A 19,622-nucleotide genomic window follows, 5' to 3' on the forward strand; every position below is an offset into this window, starting at 1 on the left:
TTTTTCATGAATAATACTATCAATGTTAATGTTGTTAGCATATCAGAGTTATTATTCTCAGGTGAGGCTAAGTTTGTTCTACTGCCAGCTGAATTTGGAGATATAGGTGTATTGCCTGGTCATGTTCCCTTAATATCGCTTATTCGTACTGGCATGCTAAAAATAATTTGTCCAGATGATACAGAGCATAGTATTTTTGTTGCTGGAGGTATATTAGAAGTTCAGCCGAAAGAGGTAACTGTCTTAGCAGACACAGCTGTTATGGCCATGGAGTTAGATGAGGAAAAAATTATAGAAGCTCGTAAAAAAGCTGAGGAAGTTTTGAGAAATAATAAAGACAGAGCTGATATAGCGAGTGTCGAGATGGAATTGAATATGCTTGCAGTACAGGCAAAAACAGTTCGTAAGTTCGGTAAGGCTAGAATATACTGACCTTACTATTAGATACATATTGATTTATAAAAGGTGGTATTCCCTTATGTTGAAAAATGACATACTATTGCGCTCTTTATTACGTGAACATGTTGAATATACTCCAATTTGGCTAATGAGACAGGCCGGCAGATATCTACCAGAGTATAGAAAAATAAGAGAACTTGCTGGATCTTTTATGAGTCTATTAACGAATCCAGATTATGCATGCGAAGTTACTCTTCAGCCGTTAAGAAGATATAATCTTGATGCTGTTATATTATTTTCAGATATTCTTACTATTCCAAACGCTATGGGTCTTGGTTTAAGTTTTACTGATGGATTGGGGCCTAGCTTTTCTCGTAAAATAAGAACAGAGGATGATGTAAAAAGACTTTTGTCTGTTCCTGACATGAACTCTTTGAGCTATGTTTTTGATACTATAAATTTAGTAAAAAATGAACTAAAACAACAAGTTCCTCTCATAGGATTTTCTGGTAGTCCATGGACTTTAGCTTGCTATATGATTGAGGGTCAATCATCCAAGGATTTTAGTAATATAAAAAAGATGTTATATTCAAGACCTGATTTGTTGCATAAAGTATTAGAAATTAATACTGAGTCTATTATTCAGTATCTAAATTCCCAAATTGCTTCTGGTGTAGATGCTGTAATGTTGTTTGATACTTGGGGAGGCATTCTAACTGGTACTGCTTTTAAAGATTTTTCTTTGGCTTACAATAAAAAAATATTTGATAGTCTGAATAGAACGGTTGGTGATAGAAGAATTCCGATAGTTAGTTTTACTAAAGGAGGTTCTCTATGGTTGAAAGATATAGTGAAAAGTGGTTGTGACGCCATAGGTTTGGATTGGACTATTGACATGTCAGAAGCAAGGCATATTACTTCTGATGCTGTTGCCTTACAGGGTAATTTAGACCCATTAGCATTATTGGGCGACCATAGTCTATTAAGAGCAGAAGCTAGGAATATTATAGAATCATTCGGCTTTGTTGGTAATGGTGGTCATGTTTTTAATATTGGTCATGGATTAACTCCAAGTACAGATCCAGATGCTGTAGCAGAGTTGATCGAAGAAGTTCATTCTTACAGCAGATTGTTCCACGTATAGATTAGATTATATATTTGATGTATTTATTCACAAAATATCAACTGTGCATATGTTTGGGTATTATTATTTTTTAATCTTAAGACATGGTTATTATTTGAATTTCAATAAATAAATCAGTTGATATTCTTTTGCTAAATCTTATATGTTTTTTATGATTATTTCCCTAGATATATGTGGCCTCTCCACAGAGTTATCCACAAACATAGACGTGTATCTAGGGAATTTTTATGTTTAAATCTATTTTCTTTTATTCAATAATCTGATAACAAATAATATATTAAATGCCTGTTCAGAATAAATTATCAATTTCTTATAATTGGCTGTCTGTAGCATTAAATTTGCCATTGTTTTCTACTTTTGACTATAAAAGTATTAATAGTGTTGTTATTGGTTCTAGAGTAGTTGTTCCTTTTGGTAAAAGGACGTTAATAGGAATAGTAATTAATGTTTTAGAGAGGCCTTCTATAGATGTATCTCTTGTTAGAGAAATTATAGAAGTTTTAGATGATTTACCACCGTTTTCCCCAGATTGGTTAAATTTGCTTGAATTTACTGCTGATTATTATCAAAGGCCTTTTGGAGAAGTTGTTTTCTCTGTAATACCAGCGCCATTGCGTAGTGTTTCTTCATATAGGGGTAAAAAACGTACATCTGCTAGTTCAGTTATTAAGTCAGACAAGTCAAATGATTGCATATCAATAGTGCCCTCATCCTTCGTTGATAAACGTGAATCGATATTAAATGAAGATCAAGAGAGAGCTGTAAATATAATAAGTTTATTAAAAGAGTTTAAGTCTGTTTTGTTGTATGGAATCACAGGAAGTGGTAAGACAGAGGTTTATCTTAGAGTAGCTCGTAATATATTGCATAATTCCAGTAAGCAAATATTATTCTTAATACCGGAGATAAATTTAACTCCACAACTAGAAAAAGCTGTAAGAAATAGTCTTGCTGATATTGTAAATGATGATGAAATAGTAGTAATGCATAGCAAACTGACTATGAAATCTAAATTAGATGTTTGGTCCAGAGCACAAAACTCAAAAGCTAGGGTTCTATTAGGTACAAGAATGTCTATATTTACTCCATTTCCTAATATCGGTTTAATAGTTATAGATGAAGAGCATGATACATCTTATAAACAACAAAATGGATTGAGGTATTCAGCTAGGGATTTAGGTGTCTGGAGAGCTCGTTATTTAAACGTTCCAATAATATTAGGATCTGCTACTCCTTCTTTAGAAACATGGAATAATGCAGAAATAGGCCATTATTTGCGTATTTATTTAAGAAAAAAAGCAAGAGAATTCAGTGCTCCTAATATAAAATTAATAAATACTAAGAAATATCGTCCTAAGAATGGTTTAACAGTTCCGTTAATAAACGCCATAGAAGATCGTTTAAACAAGAAAGAACAATCTTTGGTTTTTATCAATAGAAGAGGATACTCACCAGTATTTTGTTGTTTTTCATGTTATTGGATTAGCAAGTGTACTAGATGTACCGCTTTTACTGTTTTACATAGTGACGCAGTTAATAAGGAAGGTAAGCTACATTGTCATCATTGTGGTTATTGTATGATAGTTCCATTATCTTGTCCCGAGTGTGGTGATCAGGATTTAAGACCTATAGGTAGTGGTACTCAAAGAGTAGAGGAAGCTTTAGTAGGATTATTCCCTAATGCTAACATTGTCAGAATAGATGCTGATAGCACTAGACGTAAAGGTAGTACAGCTTCTTTATTAAATGATGTGAATAATGGTTCTGTTGACATATTGATTGGTACGCAGATGCTTGCAAAAGGACATGATTTTCTAAGAGTCAGTTTAGTAGGAGTTATTGATTCTGATGCTATGATTTTTTGTCAAGATTTCCGTGCCCCAGAACATTTATTTTCTCAGCTAATGCAAGTTTCAGGACGAGCCGGGCGTCATTTAAACGGAGGAGAAGTTCTTATACAAACCTCTTTCCCTGATCATATGATTTATAAATTTGTTATAGATCAAAATTATGAAGATTTTGCTAGATACTCACTCAACCTAAGATCAACAGCAAATCTTCCGCCTTATTCATATCAAGCATTATTGAGTGCCGAGTCAGAAAATCTAAGTACAGTGATGGATTTTTTGCACAGATCTAAAAAAATAATAAAAGAAAAAGTTTCTCTTGAGTTTGACCATGTTTCTGCTATAACCTGTTATGATCCTGTCCCATCCAGAATAGTGCGTATTGCAGATGTTGAGCGTGCTCAAATATTAGTAGAGAGCAAACATAGATTATTATTAATAACTTTCCTTAAAATATGGTTGAAGCATGTTAATGGTTTAGTAATTAATAAAAAGAAAATAAGGTGGTATATAGAAGTTGATCCACTAGAGATTTGATTTTATGTGAATTGTGAATATGATTAATTATAGGTTATTTTATTTCTTATTTTTCTAGCGCAGTCTGCTATTTCATTTGCAGTTAATCCTATAGGCCCTATATTTTCTAATGATAATTCATCTGATGCTTTTCCGTGTAACCAGACAGCTCCTAATATGGCTTGTTTCAAACATAATTTCTGTGATATCAGACTACCTATCATTCCTGCCAGAACATCACCTGTTCCTGAAGACGCAAGACCTGGATTGCCGGTTGTATTGCGAAATATAGTTTTATCATCAGGAGAGCATACCAGAGTATTTTTGCCTTTTAGTACGATCCAAGCTTTAAAATTTTTGGATAATAGTCTGACAGCATCTAGTCTGTTATTTTGTATTTCTTGTGTCGAACAACCTAATAATCTAGCCGCTTCTGCTGGGTGTGGTGTTAGTACTACTGTATTATTTGCGCAATTCAATTTTGATTTAGAAAAATTTTTAGAAGCTAAAATATTTAATGCATCAGCGTCCAATACAATTGTTGACTTTCTTTTCAATATAAGTATTTCATTAATTAATTTTTGTGAAAAAATTGATTGTCCTAGACCACATCCTATGACCCATGTATTAACTTTAATTTGAGATTTTAGCCAGTAGGTAGCAGTATTTATCATTAGTTCTGGCTGCATAAAATCAACTGAAATTGGTGATTCATTGTAGGCAAAACCAATCAATACTTTGCCTACACCAAGTTTTAAAGCTGCCCGTCCTGCAAGTAATATAGATCCTAACATGCCATTACTACCTCCAATAATCCCTACTGTTCCATAATCTCCCTTATTGCTATCTAGGTTTCTTTTTTGGAATAATTCTGATAAATTCTCAAAATTAATATCAACTATCATATTTATTATAATTTTTTAAGAGCATGAAATTATATTTAGACAAATAAAGGTTATTTGTAGTATCTTACTACATTGCATCCGTAGTTCAATGGATAGAATATGAGTTTCCGAAGCTCATGATACAGGTTCAATTCCTGCCGGATGCGCCAGATTTTTTAAATTTTTAATATTAATGAGTATTAAAGTGTTCATTAAGTTCATCTTGTAAAAATTTGATATACTCATCGAAATTTATTTCATTTTTTTCATCTAATTCTTGACACTCCTCATGAGATTTAATAGCATTTTCCTTATATTTATAATAATTTAGATTTCTTTCGCTCTTTAAGAGAGATGCATAATTTTTGCTTATTTCTAATGAGTATTCTGCCAAAGATATTTTTCTGTCTCTTAGATTTTTAATAATCATTGCTGATGGCGTAAGATCTTGATCATTTATTTTTCTAAGTTGATTTAGTACGGAATCACAGTATAAGTTTTTATGTGTTCCTTTATCTAGTAGAGAAGCAATATCACTTACCTTGGTTATTATTTCAGTAGCCCATTGTTTTAATGGAACTTGTGAACCAGCTTTTTTAATTAATAATTTTGGTTCCCTTCCTCTACATGCAACATTAGAAAAATTCTCATAATGCTCCTTATACTCATTATTAATAAATACAGGACTATCTTCAGTTGCGCAAAATAATAGAAAAGCATCTAAGAATCTACAAGTTTCAGCACTTATTCCTATTGCAGAATCTAAGTCGATATCTAGACATCTTACCTCGATATATTGAACCCCTTTGTTTTTTAAACTATTTATTAATCTATCGTTATTATCAATTAAGCATTTGGGTCTTATCATGGAATAGTATTCATTTTCAATCTGAAGGATATTAGTATTTAATTGGATCCATTCATCTTTATAGCGAGTACCAATATTTTGATAATCAGGCCAAGGTTTTCTGATAGCTTCATATAGCCCTACAAGAAATTCTTCTAAGCTATTGTAAGATATATCTAATGTAGATTGAACTTTGCTATAGTAACCAAATTTGCTTACTCTTAGGCTTGTTGCGTAAGGCATGTAAAAAGTGTTTTTATCTATTTCTTCAAGATCCTTTATATTGACATTGCTTCCTATTAAATCGCGAGATATAGCAGGTGTTGATCCGAATAAATATACTATTAACCATGAGTGCCTTATAAAATTACGCATTAGTTTGAAATAAGATTGATTTTTTAGATTTTCTTGATCTTTAGCCTTGTAGCCTAAGTTTTCTATTATTTCTTCATTTAATGAAAAATTATAATGAAGCCCTGCTATGCACTGCATTTTCCTTCCATAACGCCTTGCTAGGCCTTTTCTATATACATGCTTATACATGCCGGCATTAGACTTTCCGAACCATGCTATTGGTATATCATTATCTTTTTTTGAGGATAGTTCTGGTATTGAATTGTGCCACAACATTTCATTATCTAACGAACTATAAACGAAATTATGTATACTAAGTAGCTCTTCCATCAAAGACTCAACAGAATTATTAGTTCCTGTGATAAGTTCTAATAAAGCTTCTGAGTAATCCATTGTTATATTTTTATTTGTCAAGGCAGAGCCTAGTGCATATGGGTGAGTTAGATTTGATAAATCTCCTGAATAGTTTACTCTTAATGACTCCCTCTCTATTCCTCGTAAAATTTTTGAGGATAAATCTCTAATGTCTTTAAGTAAATTTATATTAGTCATAGTGTATTATGCGTATTTAAATTTTTCATTATTGTGAGTTCATTTATATTGATAAGTTAAGTTTGTTATGCTTCAAAAGATACTCATAAGTTTATAAGAATATAAGTTGTATGAAAAACAAAGTTGCTTAGCATGATCATTATATCCTATAAAGATTTTATAGTGGCGTTTTATCAAAAGAGTATAGAATAACTAATATATAGGGATTTTAACTTTTCTAGAGGAATAATCAGTTTTCTGAATATTAGAATAATTTAGTTTATTGATAACAAATAATTATATGGAACACGGAGTTAATGAAGGTTTTTTAAATGATACAGATTCTACACATTTTGGATATAAATTTGTTGAGAAATCTGAAAAGAAAATGCTAGTGTCAAGGGTTTTTCAGTCTGTAGCAGATCGGTATGATTTAATGAACGATATAATGTCACTTGGATTACATCATATATGGAAAAAATTTTTAGTGAGTAAATCAAATATAAGATCAGGGATGAAAATCCTTGATATAGCTGGTGGCACTGGTGATTTAGCAAGAATGTTTATTGACACACATAGAAAAAATGTTGAGGTTTGGCTTACCGATATTAATGTAAATATGTTAAATGTAGGTTGCAATAGATTAATAAATCGTGGTTATGTTTTACCTATTGTTGCTTGTGATGCAGAGGCATTACCTTTCCCTTCATCTTATTTTGATAGAATCAGCGTTTCTTTTGGTTTACGTAATATGACAGATAAGATGCGAGCTATGTCGGAGATGAGAAGAGTTCTTAAACCTGGCGGGAAACTGCTGATATTAGAGTTTTCGCATATAATTGAACCTTTAAAAGCTTTATATGATTATTATTCTTTTAAATTTTTACCTTGGTTAGGGAGCAAGATAACAGGAGACGGAGATAGTTATAGATATTTAGTAGAATCAATACGAATGCATCCTAAACAGGAGGTGTTGGCACAAATGATGACTGATTCTGGTTTCCGTAAAGTAAAGTTTTCTAATATAAGTGCTGGTATAGTAGCATTGCATGAAGGTATAAAAATAAATTAGAGAAAATTTAAGGAGTGTGTATGCTTGTCTCATTGAAGAGTAGATGTTTTTTATTATTTTTAATATTTATTATATTTGCAGCCATGTCTCTATCTTGCCATGTGGAGGCTCGTCGTATTGGAGGAGGTCATAGTATTGGGAAACAGTATAAAACACCATGCAAAAAAAATTATTCCAATTCTAATAATAGCTCGTACAAAAATGAATCAAAAAAATCTTTAAATAATAGTAATAGAGATAGTTTGTTTTCTAGAATAATAGGACCGATGATTGCAGGTTTTGGTTTGGCTACCATATTGTCATACTTTGGAATGAGTAGTTTTTTTGTGAATTTTGTTTCTATATTAATAGTTTTTTTCTTAATCCTGTCTTCCACATATCTTGTTTTTAGCTATCTTTTTATGAAAAATAGTAGATTTAATTATTGTAGAAAACAAAGAGATATCTATGATAGTAATTGTACTTATTTTAATAATGATATAGAAAGAAATATTTCTGATGATAGAAATTTAAGCGGTAATTTCAATATAAAAGAGTTTTCAGAGCAAGCGAAAGGGTTTTTCTTGCATATGCAAGAGTTATGGAAAAATGGTGATATAAACTCATTAAATATTTATCTAACAGAAGAAATGATTAGAAATATAGAAAATGATTTTAAATGCAAAAATTATAATCGAGAAGTTCAAGTGTTATCTTTATATTCTGAATTTCTAAATATCGATAATGAGAATAGTGATGGTAATATTATGGCAAATATTCGTTTTTTCGGAGTTGTTAAGGAAGATGATAATTCAGATGTTAGTAGTTTTGATGAAATATGGATTTTCCAAAAAGGAAACTCTTCTGGATGGATTTTAGCGGGAATCCAGAAAAATATTGATGATTAGTCGAGTATTTTTATGGGTTTTTTAATATGTCTCATTCATTTATAAATAAATTAGTTTTTATAATTAATCAGTTATTCAATAGAAATAATGATTTATCAAGTATTTTGAGACAACATGTTGGTAAAGTATTAGAGATCAATATTAACAATTATTTATTAAGATTTATTGTTAATAATGAAGGTATGTTTGAAGTTAATGATTATAGTCATAAAAATCCTAATATGGTTGTAACTTGTAATGAGTCTATTATTAAGATGCTTAAATCTGCTAATAATTTCGATATTTCTTATTTGTCTAAATTTGTTCACGTATCTGGTGATCTACAGTTTATGAACGACATGTCAATCTTATTAAGTAATATAGAGAGAGATATTAAAAATAAATTTTATAAAATTATTGAGGACTTTGTGAACAGCACTGTATTGGTCCATAAGAGCATGTGTGATTTTGGTGCTAATTTATCAAAGAATTTTAATATATCATTCAATAAAGAGTTTGATATTTTAGCTGATAAATTTGCATATCAAGATTTTGAGGATAATTTGCAATCTGTTTATATGGATGTAAAGAAAATACGTATTCGCATAAATAATTTATGCAAAAATATTAATAATATTATAAAAGTTGAATCTTAAGAAAATGTATTCAATCTTTCGTTTAATTTATATTGTCTTTGTTTCTATAAGACATGGGTTGCCAAGATTATTAATTAGTAGTGGCAATTCTAGACTTTCTAATTTTTTTATAAAAATAATTACTCTTTTTTCTATAAGAAATATCGATCGAGGTAAATCATTTAGACTAGCACTAGAAAAACTTGGCCCCTTATTTATAAAGCTTGGTCAATCATTGTCAGGCAGAAACGATTTATTGCCAGATGATATTACGGCTGAGCTTGTTATGCTATATGACAAAGTATCGCCATTCCCTTCTAATGAGGCTATTAGTTGTATAGAAAGTTCGTTTGGTAAATCCATAGATAATTTATTCTTAAATTTTAATAGAATTCCGGCAGCTGCAGCTTCTGTTGCACAGGTGCATTTTGCTATCACGCTTGATGGTCGTGAAGTTGCTGTGAAAATTCTAAGACCTGGTATTTTAGAAGTAATTGAGAGAGATTTATCCTTACTCAGGTTTTTGTCTAAGATTATTAATTTCTTTTGGTCAGAATCTAACAGATTGAAACTTATAGAGGTTGTTAATGAATTTGACAAATATTTACATAAAGAAATAGATCTAAGATGTGAGGCTGCTAATTGTAGTCAAATTAGATCTAATTTTAATAATGATGATAATAGAAAAGGAATGTTAATTGCCCCTAATATTATATGGGAGTTAACTAATTCCTTAGTATTGACAATGGAAAGAATGTATGGAATTCCTATAAATCAAATAGATAATTTACGTAGTGTTGGTCTTAATACATCCGATATAGCTTCTAAAGGAATTCATATTTTTCTTTTACAGGTTTTTGAAGATGGTTTTTTTCATGCTGATATGCATCCTGGAAATATATATGTATCTTATAATAGGAGTACCTTAGGTAGCTATATAGCTTTAGATTTTGGTATAGTTGGTTGTTTATCGGATTCTGATAAGAATTATCTTGCTCAAAATCTAGTGGCTTTTTTTCATAAAGATTATAAGAGTGTTGCTAAGTTGCATATTGAATCTGGATGGGTATCAAAGGATACTGTAGTCGAAGACCTAGAAAGTGCTATTCGTACTGTTTGTGAACCATATTTTGGTAAGCCGCTATCTGAGTTATCGATAGGCAAGTTATTATTAAAGCTATTTCAGGTATCTCGATCTTTTAATATGGAAGTACAGCCGCAATTAGTTCTTCTTCAAAAGACTTTATTAAATGTTGAGGCATTAGGAATTCAGTTAGATCCATCATTAAACTTATGGGAAACTGCTAAACCATATCTTGAGCAATGGTTACGACAGAGGGTTGGACTTTATGCTTTTTATGACTCACTGAAAAATGAAGCCATGAAATTGCCTTCTATATTGCCAGCAATACCTCGGTTATTACATGATTCTCTGTTATATAAAAATCATGATATAAGGATAATGGAAGAGTTGCTAAAGAGTAAAAAAATAATTGCTATATTATAATATCTTCCATAATAACGAATGTTCTTTCTATTTGTTTAATAGTGTTTCTATATTTAGATCGTTAGTTTTATGAAAATTATCAGTACTTATATAAGATTTTCTTTTTTTGATATTAATATTAATTGGTTAATTTGAATGGTTTTATTAATCATCAATATGGACATAAATTACATGCTTGCTATAGTTTCTTAAACAATTTATGATGATCTTGCTTAGTTTATAGTATTAAGAATAGTAAATATGTTAAAAATTGGTTTAACTGGTGGTATAGGCGCAGGTAAGACACTTGTCTCTTATTTTCTTAGAAAACTAGGTGCTTACGTAATAGATACCGATGAGATTGCAAAATCACTTACAGATATTGGTGGAGAGGCTATACCAAGAATAGTAGAGATTTTTGGTGAAAAAGTTATTGATAGTAATGGTCTATTAGATAGATCTTGGTTACGTGAACTTATTTTTTCTGACAATAATGCCCGTATCAATTTAGAATCGATAATGCATCCTTTGATTAATTATTATTCTGACTTGATGCTTAAAGAATTTGTAGGATTATACGTTGTTTTTGTTGTCCCATTATTAGTAGATTCTTCAATATGGTTGGATAAGGTTAATCGTATATGCGTTGTCGATTGTGATGAAGATACTCAGATAAAAAGGGTTAGTAAACGTCACTTGAGCCTAAGCACTATAAAAAAAATTATATCTGTACAGTCTGATCGTTATACGCGTTTGAATTTTGCCGATGATATTATCATAAACGATGATAGTATCTCTAAACATGATTTATTTAGACAAGTTAAGATGAATCACGATTATTGGTGCGTGCTATCTGAAAGATTTTAATGTATTTTATTTAATTTTATACAATAGGTTTTATAATATAGTGATTTTTTTGAATACCCATTTAATGAGCGAGTTAGGATCTACTTGCGACTAGAATATCTTTTCGACAGACTATTCTTTACTATTCAAAGTAGTGAGAATAGATTGCATCAGATTGCAATTTCTACACTATTTGAGATTATTGATGCTATTGATAGGTCTGATGTTAAAGGTTCTATTTTGCAAGATTTAGAAAAACAGCGCTTATTTTTGTTAAATTTACGTAGAAACAAAAATGTTAATCAGAGAATGCTAGAGCTAGCTATTTCTGAGCTGAGTACTGTTAGCTCTAATTTAATATCTTCTGGCAGGCCAGGACATGCTCTTAGAGAAAATGAATGGTTAAATAGTCTTAGAGGGAAATTATTAGTTTCTGGATGTGCTGCACAAGCTGATATGCCATCTTATTATTTTTGGCAAAACAAAGATGAATCCATTAGGAGGAAAGATTTAAATAATTGGACATCACATATTAGTCCTTTGTTTGAATCTTTAAAAATGGTTTTAAGTTTGCTAAGAGAGTCTGGTAATTTTGTGGAATGTGTTTCATCAAATAACGGCGAGTATCAAAAAATGTTGGGAGGTAGAGAATATCAGTTATTAAGATTATGTTTGTATGAAGAGCAGGAAATATTTCCTGAGATAAGTGCAAATAAACATATGATCTCTATAAGATTCTCAATGCAAGACAGCGATTTTAAATCCTTACTTGTCAGGGATAGTATAGCTTTTAAAATCGCCTTCTGCCGATGATTATTTATGTCTCATCTTTTTTTATTCATGGTTATAATTTTTCGAAACCCAATAACGAGCGAACTGTTGAGCTATACGTCCAGATCTAGATCCTCTCTCTATAGCCCATCTTATGGCCTCATTGCGAAAATCAATATAATCAACGTTTTTATTAGTATCATTCTTAATTTGATCAATCCAGTGCTTTACTATATCAAGGTAAAAGTCTTGATTAAATGGATGAAAGGATACCCATAACCCGAATCTTTCTGATAGAGAAGTTTTCTCTTCTATTGTTTCTCCAGGATGTATTTCGCCATCTGAGTCTTTTGATGATTGAAGATTCTCATGAAAATATTCTGGTATTAAATGTCTTCTATTTGAGGTTGCGTAGATTAAAATATTATCGCTTTTTGCGGAGATAGATCCATCTAGAACAGATTTAAGTGCTTTGTAACTAACTTCACCATTCTCAAAAGAAAGGTCATCACAGAATAGAATATATTTTTCTGGACGATCACTAATTATATCTACAATAAGTGGTAGATCACCGAGATCTGATTTATCTATCTCAATTAATCTAAGTCCATGATCAGAATATTTTCCCAACATAGATCTAACCAATGAGCTTTTACCTGTTCCCCTGGCACCTGTCATTAGAACGTTATTTGCTGGTTTGCCTTCTATGAATTGTTTTGTATTATTATCAATTATTATTTTTTGTCTTTCTATATGTTGTAAATCATTTAAATCGATCTTTGATATATTTCTTATAGATTGTAGATGACCTTGTGACCCTTGTTTTCTCCATTTATAGGCAAAAGCATTCCAGTCTGTTTCAGGAGGTACTGGTGGCAGCCAAGCACTAACCTGCTTTAATACCTTTTTTGCCAACTGATAAAGTTCTTTCATTTTCTAATATCCAGTCTTATCTTCAAAGTAAATCTATTGAATTTATTATGAGCGGTAGTCTGCATTTATGGTTACATAATCATGCGAGAGATCACAAGTGTAAACTTTTTCTGAAAAGTAACCATTATCTAGAGATATTTTTATTGTTATCTCTAGTTGTTTCATAACGTTCTTACCAGATTCTTCTGTATAGTTTTTACTGAGCTCTCCATTTTCTACGATCAACAAATCGTTAAGCCATATTCTTATCCTATTTATTGGTATATTTGTATTTGAATATCCTATAGCTACTAAAATTCGTCCTATATTTGGATCAGATGCATAGAATGCTGTTTTTACTAATGGTGACTTGGCAACTGAGTATGCTATAGATAATGCTTCTTCCTTACTTGCGGCTTTTTCTACCTGCAATGTAATAAATTTTGTTGCCCCCTCAGCATCCCGCACTATTTTTTGAGCTAAATCTGAAGCTGCTTTTGATAGAGATTCAACGACTTTAGTGTAATTAATATCGTTCTCTGATTCTAGCCGAATACTAGATTTACCTGTAGCCATGATTATGAAGGAGTCATTTGTAGAGGTATCCCCATCTATTGTAATTCTATTGAATGACTTATCTGCTATATCTTTAATAATCTTATCTAGTAGAGATTGTTTAATACCAAGGTCTGTTCCAATAAAACCAAGCATAGTAGCCATATTAGGATGGATCATTCCAGCACCTTTACTAATCCCGGTTATAGTAAAAATTTCTTGATCAATATTAAATTGCTCTGAAAAAATTTTGGGAGTAGTATCCGTTGTCATAATCCCATATGCTGCTTCCATCCAATTATTTTTATCGATATTTAAAATGGCTCTATCTAGGTTATCGATTATTTTTTCTACAGGAAGTGGTTCTAATACAACTCCTGTTGAGAATGGTAATATTTGGCAATCTTCTATTTTTAGTAAACTTCCTAATGACTTACATACTTCCTGGGCATTTTTTAAACCATTTTGCCCTGTGCCTGCATTGGCATTTCCTGTATTTACTATTAAACTTCGTATAGGTTTGCCAAGCAGCAGATGTTTTTTTGCAATTTGAACCGGGGCGGCACAGAATAGATTTTTTGTAAAGACTCCGCTTACAGCGGTTCCTTCGTCTAGCTTAAATACTGTTAAATCTCTTCTATTGGCTTTTTTTATTCCTGCCTCTGTTACCCCTATTTCTATACCCTCTACTGCGAACACTTTTTTAGGTATTGTTAGATTGACCGCCATATTAAGATATTCCAATAGTTAACATGTTAGATAATGATAAAACTAGTATTTTTTTTACAGTTTCCAGATTATTATTAGCAATGACGCTAATATGTTTTGATATTTAATGTATTACATAGATGATATATGGAGTCTTTTGATACATTATTGATAGTAACGATGGTGGCCCGGGGCGGAATTGAACCACCGACACAAGGATTTTCAGTCCTCTGCTCTACCGACTGAGCTACCGGGCCATCACAATTGTTAACTATATATAAAAAATATACATATAACAATAAGGTAATTGTTGATAGTTATTAATTAATGCTGGAGAATGTAATATAATTTATCATTTTGTTAGGTTTAATGTTGTTTTTTTACACTAAAGTGCCCTTATGTCTTCTGTTATAAGCGTTATTGGATTGAATCACACATCTGCTCCATTGATGATTAGAGAGCGTATGTCTATACCAAATGATACTATTGGTATATTGTTGTCTAGTATCTTGTCTAAATTTAGAGACATTGTTTCCGAAGCTGTAATTTTGTCTACATGTAATCGTACTGAGTTGTATTGTTATTGTAAAAAAGAATACATACAAGAATTAGTACTCTGGTTTTCTGGTTATGGGAAAGTTGATCCAGTTTATTTTTATAATTATGTTAGCGATGCAGCTGTTAAGCATATTTTCTCTGTTTCTTGTGGTTTAAATTCAATTGTAATTGGTGAACCTCAAATTTTAAGCCAAATGAAAAAATCAGTTTCTCTTGCTAATGAAGCTGGTTCATTGGGAACATACTTATATAAACTATTTCAATTCTCTTTTTCAGTATCTAAAGAAGTTCGTACTCATACAGATTTATGCAAAAACCATATCTCTATCTCTTCTGCATCAATCGATTTAGTAAAAACAGTTTTCCCAGAATTAGAAAATCTCAATGTATTATTCATAGGTGCTGGAGAAATCATTGAGTTATGTATTAAATCATTTATAAAATACAAATATAATAATATCGTAGTGACAAATAGGACTTTTGATAGATCTGAGAATTTATCAAAAAAATTCTCTATAGGATTACTTCCATTTAAAAGTTTGAGCGATAGATTGTATGATTTTGATGTTGTTGTTTCATGCACTTCTAGTGAGAACTCAATTATTAATTCAAGTGATGTTACTAATGCTTTTAATGGTAAAAAAATAAAGCCAGTGGTGATGATTGATTTAGCAGTTCCTAGGGATATAGATACAGGTGTTTCAGATTTTGAGAACATAACCTTATACTCTATAGATGACTTGCAAAATGTTATACAAAAAGGATTCGCTAGTCGTAGTGCAACTATACCATATGCAAATGAGATTATTGAAAAGAAAACAGACGATTTCATAAAATGGATGAAGTCTCGTGACAGTATTCAATCAGTATTAGAGTTAATAAATAGAGCTAATGATATAAGTTCTCATGAAGTTGGTATAGCTAAGAAAGCATTGAAGGCTGGAGAGCCTCCTGAGATAGTTCTTGAGCGTATGGCACGTAGAATAACAAAGAAATTCTTACATGGCCCAATATCATTTGTTAATAACAATGTAGATTACAACAAGGATATTTTGTCATGCATCTTAGATATTTTTTCTAGGTGCAGTACTAATGGTTAGGAATATTATTTCCTATTAACAAATTATTTAGTTTTACAGCAATAAGTTTAGAAAAATAATGAAATCGTCAATGCGTATGCGTTTAGAGGAAATCTCTAATCGATTGTTGGAAATAGACATGTTGCTCTCTGATCAGGAGATAGCATCTGACATTGATTACCTTAGAAAATTATCTTGCGAGAGATCAGAGATAGAGCCTATTGTCACGTTATTTAATTCATTTTTACTATCTGAATCAGATCTTGAAGCAGCTAATGAAATGATTTCAGATCCTGATTTAAAAGAAATGGCAGAGGAAGAGATTAAGATTTCTAGGAATCGAATAGAAAAATTAGAAAATGATTTGCTACTGTCTTTATTACCTAAAGATATTAATGATGATCGAGGGTTTTTTGTAGAGATTAGGGCCGGTACTGGAGGCGATGAAAGTGCACTTTTTTCGGCTGATTTATTAAGAATGTATATACGCTATGCAGAAAGAATGGGCTGGTCCGTAGAAATAATATCAGCAAATTCATCTGACTTGGGTGGATATAAAGAAGTTATAATTCGTATTGAGGGTAATGGAGCGTATGGCAGATTAAGGTTTGAGTCAGGTGGACATAGAGTGCAAAGAATCCCAGAAACTGAGAATCAGGGTAGGATTCACACATCAGCTTGTACAGTGGCTGTTATGCTAGAAGTTGATGAAGTTAATGATATTATTATAGACCCCAGTGATATACGTATAGATACTTTTAGAGCAAGTGGAGCCGGTGGGCAGCATATAAATAAAACTGATTCTGCTGTGCGTATAACACATTTGCCTAGTGGTCTTGTAGTAGAGTGTCAGGATGACAGATCCCAGCATCGTAATAAAGAAAAAGCTATGAAGGTACTTTCGGCGCGTCTTAAGGATTTAGAAATCAGAGAACAACAAGAAAAAGAGGCTTCTGAGCGCAAAAGCCTTATTGGTTCAGGAGATAGGTCTGAGCGTATAAGAACTTATAATTATCCTCAGAGTCGCATTACTGATCATCGTATAAATTTAACATTGTATAAATTATCACAAGTTCTAGATGGGGACTTGGACGATCTTATAGAGGCTTTATTAGCTGAATATAAAGCGGAACAGTTAGCTTCTTTAGAATCTAGTTATTAGTTTTTTGAAATGAAAATCAGCATAAGAAATTTGATGGCAGACAGGTGTTTACCAAAAATTGAGATACTTATTCTTTTAGAGAAAGTTTTGCAAAAATCAAGAACTTGGATTATTGCTAATGATCTTAATATTATTTCTGATATCTCATTCTATAAATATAGTGATCTTAGGAAAAGAAGACTAGATGGAGAACCTATAGCATATTTGATTGGCTATAAAGAGTTCATGAGTAACAAATTTTTGGTTAACAATTCTGTATTAATACCTAGACCAGAGACAGAGATACTAGTAGATGTTGCCATTAATAGTATAAAGACATTAAGTAAACCAAGAGTATTAGATTTAGGTACTGGTTGTGGATCTATTGCAATATCTATCTGTTTAATGAGACCTGATGCTGATGTAGTAGGTAGTGATGTTGACTCAGAATCATTATCTGTGGCAGAAATTAATTCTAGAAAATTAGGAGCTAACATTAGTTTAATTAATAGCAATTGGTTTGATTGTTTTGATATAAATATAGATAAGTTTGACCTAATAATATCAAATCCGCCATACATAGCTTTGTTAGATAAACATTTAGAGTTGGGTGATTTAAGATTTGAACCAAAATTAGCACTAACAGATGGTTCAGATGGGTTGCGTCATATCACCAATATTATACATAATTCTAGAAATTATCTTAATAAAGAAGCTTTCTTATGGCTGGAGCATGGTTGGAATCAGGCTACAGAAGTTAGAGATTTATTAAAATCAGCTGGATTTAGGAACGTGACTAGTTTTTTAGATTTATCTGGAATTGCTAGAGTAACTGGTGGCAATATATAGTTAAAAGAAGTATTCAATAAACAAATTATAATTTTATATTTATTATTATGAAAGATATTAAAAAATATATAGATGGAATAATCAAAGAGCATAAAATAGTTTTATTTATGAAAGGATCATTAAATTTTCCTATGTGTGGTTTTTCTGGAAAAGTTGTTAAGATTCTCAAAGAATGTGGTTTTAATAGTAAAAGCATTCTATGTATAAATGTTCTTGAAGATGATAATATTCGCCAAGGTATAAAGGAATATTCTGATTGGCCTACTATTCCTCAGCTTTATATTAATGGACATTTTATCGGAGGTGCGGATATTGTGTCAGACTTGTATTCTAAAGGAGAGCTGGAAAAATTACTATAGAATACTACTTTTTATTAATAGAAAATAATTATGAGACGTAAAATTATTGTTGGTATAACAGGTGCCACAGGCTCAATATATGCTTTAAGGCTTTTGAAGATATTAAGCTCATTGAATGATATCGAAGTCCATTTGATCGTCTCATCATCAGGAGTTTTGACATTACGTAATGAGTTGGATCTTAAAATTAACGAACTTTACTCTCTGGTTAGTGTTGTTCACAATGTTAAAAATATTGGTGATGTTTTAGCCAGTGGTTCGTTTAGTACGGATGGTATGCTGATTGTACCTTGTTCAATCAGAACTCTTTCTGCAATAGCAAATGGTTTATCAGATAATTTAATAGTTAGAGCAGCAGATGTTTCTTTGAAAGAAAGGAGGCGCATTGTACTTATGGTAAGAGAATCGCCATTTAATCTGGTTCATCTACGCAACATGATCTCCGTCACAGAGATGGGTGGGATTATATTTCCTCCCATGCCTGCATTTTACCATAAACCAGTTTCTATAGAAGAAATGGTAGACCATACTGTTATACATGCAATTAAACTATTGAATATAGATATTCCTGGACCAGTATGGAAAGGTATTTAATTATTAACTAGAGGAATAAAATTTTTACCGTATTTTATAAATAGAGTTCCTGTGGATATTAAGAAATAGGCTCCGTGTATATGTAATTTCCCTTCATTAACTCTAGTCCTTACTGAAGGGAAACTTAATAAATTATTCATACTATGTTGAACAACACCAAATTCTAGTTTTTTGATATCCTCATGCTTGTAATTACCAACTTTGATATTAAGTTGTTCAGCAACTGGTGTAATTTGTGACATCCATTTTCCTATAAAATCCATTTGACTAAGAGGATATTGGTTTTCTATGAATGATTTAATCCCGCCACATGAAGCATGTCCCAGTATAACTATGTGTTTTACATTAAGACCATTTACCGCAAATTCTATTGCTGCACTTGTCCCATGGTAAGATGTTGAATGCTCATTTTCGAAAGGGGGCACTAAATTAGCAACGTTCCTGACTACAAATATTTCACCAGGGCTCGTATCAAATATAACTTCTGGTGAAACCCTTGAATCACAACATCCTATAACCATTATTTCTGGGTTTTGACCAGATGTTGCTAGGTTTTTATATTTTTTTTGCTCATTAAAAAATCTCCCGGACAGGAAACTAAAATATCCGTCTGATAATTTTTTGGGAAATATGTTCATAAGAATAATCCAAATAAATTGTTACGTACGG

General features: G+C 31.5%; 19 protein-coding genes and 2 tRNA genes. 15 read left to right on the top strand and 6 right to left on the bottom strand.

Annotation, left to right across the window (positions count from 1 at the left end; all coding sequences use genetic code 11):
* Nucleotides 1-6 precede the first annotated feature (6 nt).
* The 3 genes from ST1E_RS00290 (at nucleotide 7) to priA (ending at nucleotide 3,927) form a co-directional block, all read left to right on the top strand.
* Nucleotides 7-432: a F0F1 ATP synthase subunit epsilon gene (locus ST1E_RS00290; protein WP_015389266.1), complete on the top strand. Its 426-nt coding sequence runs from the start codon at nucleotides 7-9 to the stop codon at nucleotides 430-432.
* Nucleotides 433-478: 46 nt separating this feature from the next.
* Entirely contained in the window at nucleotides 479-1,543 is a 1,065-nt protein-coding gene (gene hemE, locus ST1E_RS00295; protein WP_015389267.1) for a uroporphyrinogen decarboxylase, read from the top strand.
* Between the two features lie 281 nt (nucleotides 1,544-1,824).
* Nucleotides 1,825-3,927, top strand: a complete 2,103-nt coding sequence (priA, locus tag ST1E_RS00300) for a replication restart helicase PriA (RefSeq protein ID WP_015389268.1) — start codon at nucleotides 1,825-1,827, stop codon at nucleotides 3,925-3,927.
* Between the two features lie 23 nt (nucleotides 3,928-3,950).
* On the opposite strand, the gene ST1E_RS00305 is transcribed toward priA, so the two are convergent.
* On the bottom strand, nucleotides 3,951-4,811 hold the full coding sequence (locus tag ST1E_RS00305) for an NAD(P)H-hydrate dehydratase (RefSeq protein ID WP_015389269.1): 861 nt from the start codon (nucleotides 4,809-4,811) through the stop codon (nucleotides 3,951-3,953).
* 74 nt (nucleotides 4,812-4,885) lie between these two features.
* Between ST1E_RS00305 and ST1E_RS00310 the strand changes: the two genes are divergently transcribed.
* Nucleotides 4,886-4,960 (top strand) — tRNA-Arg (locus ST1E_RS00310).
* Between the two features lie 20 nt (nucleotides 4,961-4,980).
* Here the strand turns inward: ST1E_RS00310 and gshA are convergent.
* A complete protein-coding gene (gene gshA, locus ST1E_RS00315; RefSeq protein ID WP_015389270.1) occupies nucleotides 4,981-6,543 on the bottom strand; it encodes a glutamate--cysteine ligase in 1,563 nt (520 codons plus the stop codon).
* 280 nt (nucleotides 6,544-6,823) lie between these two features.
* Here gshA and ST1E_RS00320 point away from each other — a divergent pair, with 280 nt between their 5' ends.
* The 6 genes from ST1E_RS00320 (at nucleotide 6,824) to zapD (ending at nucleotide 12,240) form a co-directional block, all read left to right on the top strand.
* On the top strand, nucleotides 6,824-7,594 hold the full coding sequence (locus ST1E_RS00320) for a class I SAM-dependent methyltransferase (protein ID WP_015389271.1): 771 nt from the start codon (nucleotides 6,824-6,826) through the stop codon (nucleotides 7,592-7,594).
* A gap of 20 nt (nucleotides 7,595-7,614) precedes the next feature.
* On the top strand, nucleotides 7,615-8,481 hold the full coding sequence (locus tag ST1E_RS00325; RefSeq protein ID WP_041185947.1) for a Tim44 domain-containing protein: 867 nt from the start codon (nucleotides 7,615-7,617) through the stop codon (nucleotides 8,479-8,481).
* Nucleotides 8,482-8,507: 26 nt separating this feature from the next.
* Complete coding sequence (locus ST1E_RS00330; protein WP_015389273.1) at nucleotides 8,508-9,116, top strand: hypothetical protein; 609 nt, start codon at nucleotides 8,508-8,510, stop codon at nucleotides 9,114-9,116.
* A gap of 4 nt (nucleotides 9,117-9,120) precedes the next feature.
* Nucleotides 9,121-10,602 (top strand): 2-polyprenylphenol 6-hydroxylase, encoded by a 1,482-nt coding sequence (gene ubiB / locus ST1E_RS00335; protein ID WP_015389274.1) that lies wholly within the window; start codon nucleotides 9,121-9,123, stop codon nucleotides 10,600-10,602.
* A gap of 240 nt (nucleotides 10,603-10,842) precedes the next feature.
* Complete coding sequence (gene coaE, locus ST1E_RS00340) at nucleotides 10,843-11,448, top strand: dephospho-CoA kinase (RefSeq protein ID WP_015389275.1); 606 nt, start codon at nucleotides 10,843-10,845, stop codon at nucleotides 11,446-11,448.
* A gap of 78 nt (nucleotides 11,449-11,526) precedes the next feature.
* Nucleotides 11,527-12,240: a cell division protein ZapD gene (gene zapD / locus ST1E_RS00345; RefSeq protein ID WP_051026040.1), complete on the top strand. Its 714-nt coding sequence runs from the start codon at nucleotides 11,527-11,529 to the stop codon at nucleotides 12,238-12,240.
* Nucleotides 12,241-12,261: 21 nt separating this feature from the next.
* On the opposite strand, the gene ST1E_RS00350 is transcribed toward zapD, so the two are convergent.
* From ST1E_RS00350 to ST1E_RS00360, 3 genes are all read right to left on the bottom strand, one after another.
* Nucleotides 12,262-13,131, bottom strand: coding sequence for an ATP-binding protein (locus tag ST1E_RS00350; protein ID WP_015389277.1), 870 nt, complete (start codon nucleotides 13,129-13,131; stop codon nucleotides 12,262-12,264).
* A gap of 45 nt (nucleotides 13,132-13,176) precedes the next feature.
* Nucleotides 13,177-14,394, bottom strand: coding sequence for a bifunctional glutamate N-acetyltransferase/amino-acid acetyltransferase ArgJ (argJ, locus tag ST1E_RS00355; protein ID WP_015389278.1), 1,218 nt, complete (start codon nucleotides 14,392-14,394; stop codon nucleotides 13,177-13,179).
* Between the two features lie 160 nt (nucleotides 14,395-14,554).
* Nucleotides 14,555-14,630, bottom strand: a tRNA-Phe gene (locus ST1E_RS00360).
* A gap of 141 nt (nucleotides 14,631-14,771) precedes the next feature.
* Here ST1E_RS00360 and hemA point away from each other — a divergent pair.
* From hemA to ST1E_RS00385, 5 genes are read left to right on the top strand one after another with little or no spacing between them, the layout of a single operon-like run.
* Nucleotides 14,772-16,031 (top strand): glutamyl-tRNA reductase, encoded by a 1,260-nt coding sequence (gene hemA / locus ST1E_RS00365; protein ID WP_015389279.1) that lies wholly within the window; start codon nucleotides 14,772-14,774, stop codon nucleotides 16,029-16,031.
* A 58-nt stretch (nucleotides 16,032-16,089) separates the two neighbouring features.
* Nucleotides 16,090-17,172 (top strand): peptide chain release factor 1, encoded by a 1,083-nt coding sequence (gene prfA / locus ST1E_RS00370; protein ID WP_015389280.1) that lies wholly within the window; start codon nucleotides 16,090-16,092, stop codon nucleotides 17,170-17,172.
* Between the two features lie 33 nt (nucleotides 17,173-17,205).
* Nucleotides 17,206-18,000, top strand: a complete 795-nt coding sequence (gene prmC / locus ST1E_RS00375) for a peptide chain release factor N(5)-glutamine methyltransferase (RefSeq protein WP_235043590.1) — start codon at nucleotides 17,206-17,208, stop codon at nucleotides 17,998-18,000.
* Nucleotides 18,001-18,047: 47 nt separating this feature from the next.
* Entirely contained in the window at nucleotides 18,048-18,359 is a 312-nt protein-coding gene (gene grxD, locus ST1E_RS00380; protein ID WP_015389282.1) for a Grx4 family monothiol glutaredoxin, read from the top strand.
* Nucleotides 18,360-18,389: 30 nt separating this feature from the next.
* The gene (locus ST1E_RS00385) at nucleotides 18,390-18,953 is read left to right on the top strand and encodes a UbiX family flavin prenyltransferase (RefSeq protein ID WP_015389283.1); all 564 of its coding nucleotides are present in this window, start codon (nucleotides 18,390-18,392) and stop codon (nucleotides 18,951-18,953) included.
* Here ST1E_RS00385 and ST1E_RS00390 read toward each other — a convergent pair.
* Nucleotides 18,950-19,585: a carbonic anhydrase gene (locus tag ST1E_RS00390; RefSeq protein ID WP_200858649.1), complete on the bottom strand. Its 636-nt coding sequence runs from the start codon at nucleotides 19,583-19,585 to the stop codon at nucleotides 18,950-18,952. The genes ST1E_RS00385 and ST1E_RS00390 overlap by 4 nt on opposite strands.
* Between the last annotated feature and the right edge of the window lie 37 nt (nucleotides 19,586-19,622).

Source organism: Candidatus Kinetoplastibacterium galatii TCC219 (assembly GCF_000340905.1).
In the GTDB taxonomy this organism is placed as follows: domain Bacteria; phylum Pseudomonadota; class Gammaproteobacteria; order Burkholderiales; family Burkholderiaceae_B; genus Kinetoplastidibacterium; species Kinetoplastidibacterium galati.

Coding starts and splice junctions, on each gene's coding strand:
- prfA (WP_015389280.1), top strand. CDS start 16,090: ATGAAATCGTCAATGCGTATGCGTTTAGAGGAAATCTCTAATCGATTG.
- hemA (WP_015389279.1), top strand. CDS start 14,772: ATGTCTTCTGTTATAAGCGTTATTGGATTGAATCACACATCTGCTCCA.
- prmC (WP_235043590.1), top strand. CDS start 17,206: ATGGCAGACAGGTGTTTACCAAAAATTGAGATACTTATTCTTTTAGAG.
- argJ (WP_015389278.1), bottom strand. CDS start 14,394: ATGGCGGTCAATCTAACAATACCTAAAAAAGTGTTCGCAGTAGAGGGT.
- grxD (WP_015389282.1), top strand. CDS start 18,048: ATGAAAGATATTAAAAAATATATAGATGGAATAATCAAAGAGCATAAA.
- ST1E_RS00305 (WP_015389269.1), bottom strand. CDS start 4,811: ATGATAGTTGATATTAATTTTGAGAATTTATCAGAATTATTCCAAAAA.
- ST1E_RS00325 (WP_041185947.1), top strand. CDS start 7,615: ATGCTTGTCTCATTGAAGAGTAGATGTTTTTTATTATTTTTAATATTT.
- ST1E_RS00290 (WP_015389266.1), top strand. CDS start 7: ATGAATAATACTATCAATGTTAATGTTGTTAGCATATCAGAGTTATTA.
- ST1E_RS00320 (WP_015389271.1), top strand. CDS start 6,824: ATGGAACACGGAGTTAATGAAGGTTTTTTAAATGATACAGATTCTACA.
- ST1E_RS00330 (WP_015389273.1), top strand. CDS start 8,508: ATGTCTCATTCATTTATAAATAAATTAGTTTTTATAATTAATCAGTTA.
- ST1E_RS00385 (WP_015389283.1), top strand. CDS start 18,390: ATGAGACGTAAAATTATTGTTGGTATAACAGGTGCCACAGGCTCAATA.
- ST1E_RS00350 (WP_015389277.1), bottom strand. CDS start 13,131: ATGAAAGAACTTTATCAGTTGGCAAAAAAGGTATTAAAGCAGGTTAGT.
- priA (WP_015389268.1), top strand. CDS start 1,825: ATGCCTGTTCAGAATAAATTATCAATTTCTTATAATTGGCTGTCTGTA.
- coaE (WP_015389275.1), top strand. CDS start 10,843: ATGTTAAAAATTGGTTTAACTGGTGGTATAGGCGCAGGTAAGACACTT.
- ubiB (WP_015389274.1), top strand. CDS start 9,121: ATGTATTCAATCTTTCGTTTAATTTATATTGTCTTTGTTTCTATAAGA.
- hemE (WP_015389267.1), top strand. CDS start 479: ATGTTGAAAAATGACATACTATTGCGCTCTTTATTACGTGAACATGTT.
- gshA (WP_015389270.1), bottom strand. CDS start 6,543: ATGACTAATATAAATTTACTTAAAGACATTAGAGATTTATCCTCAAAA.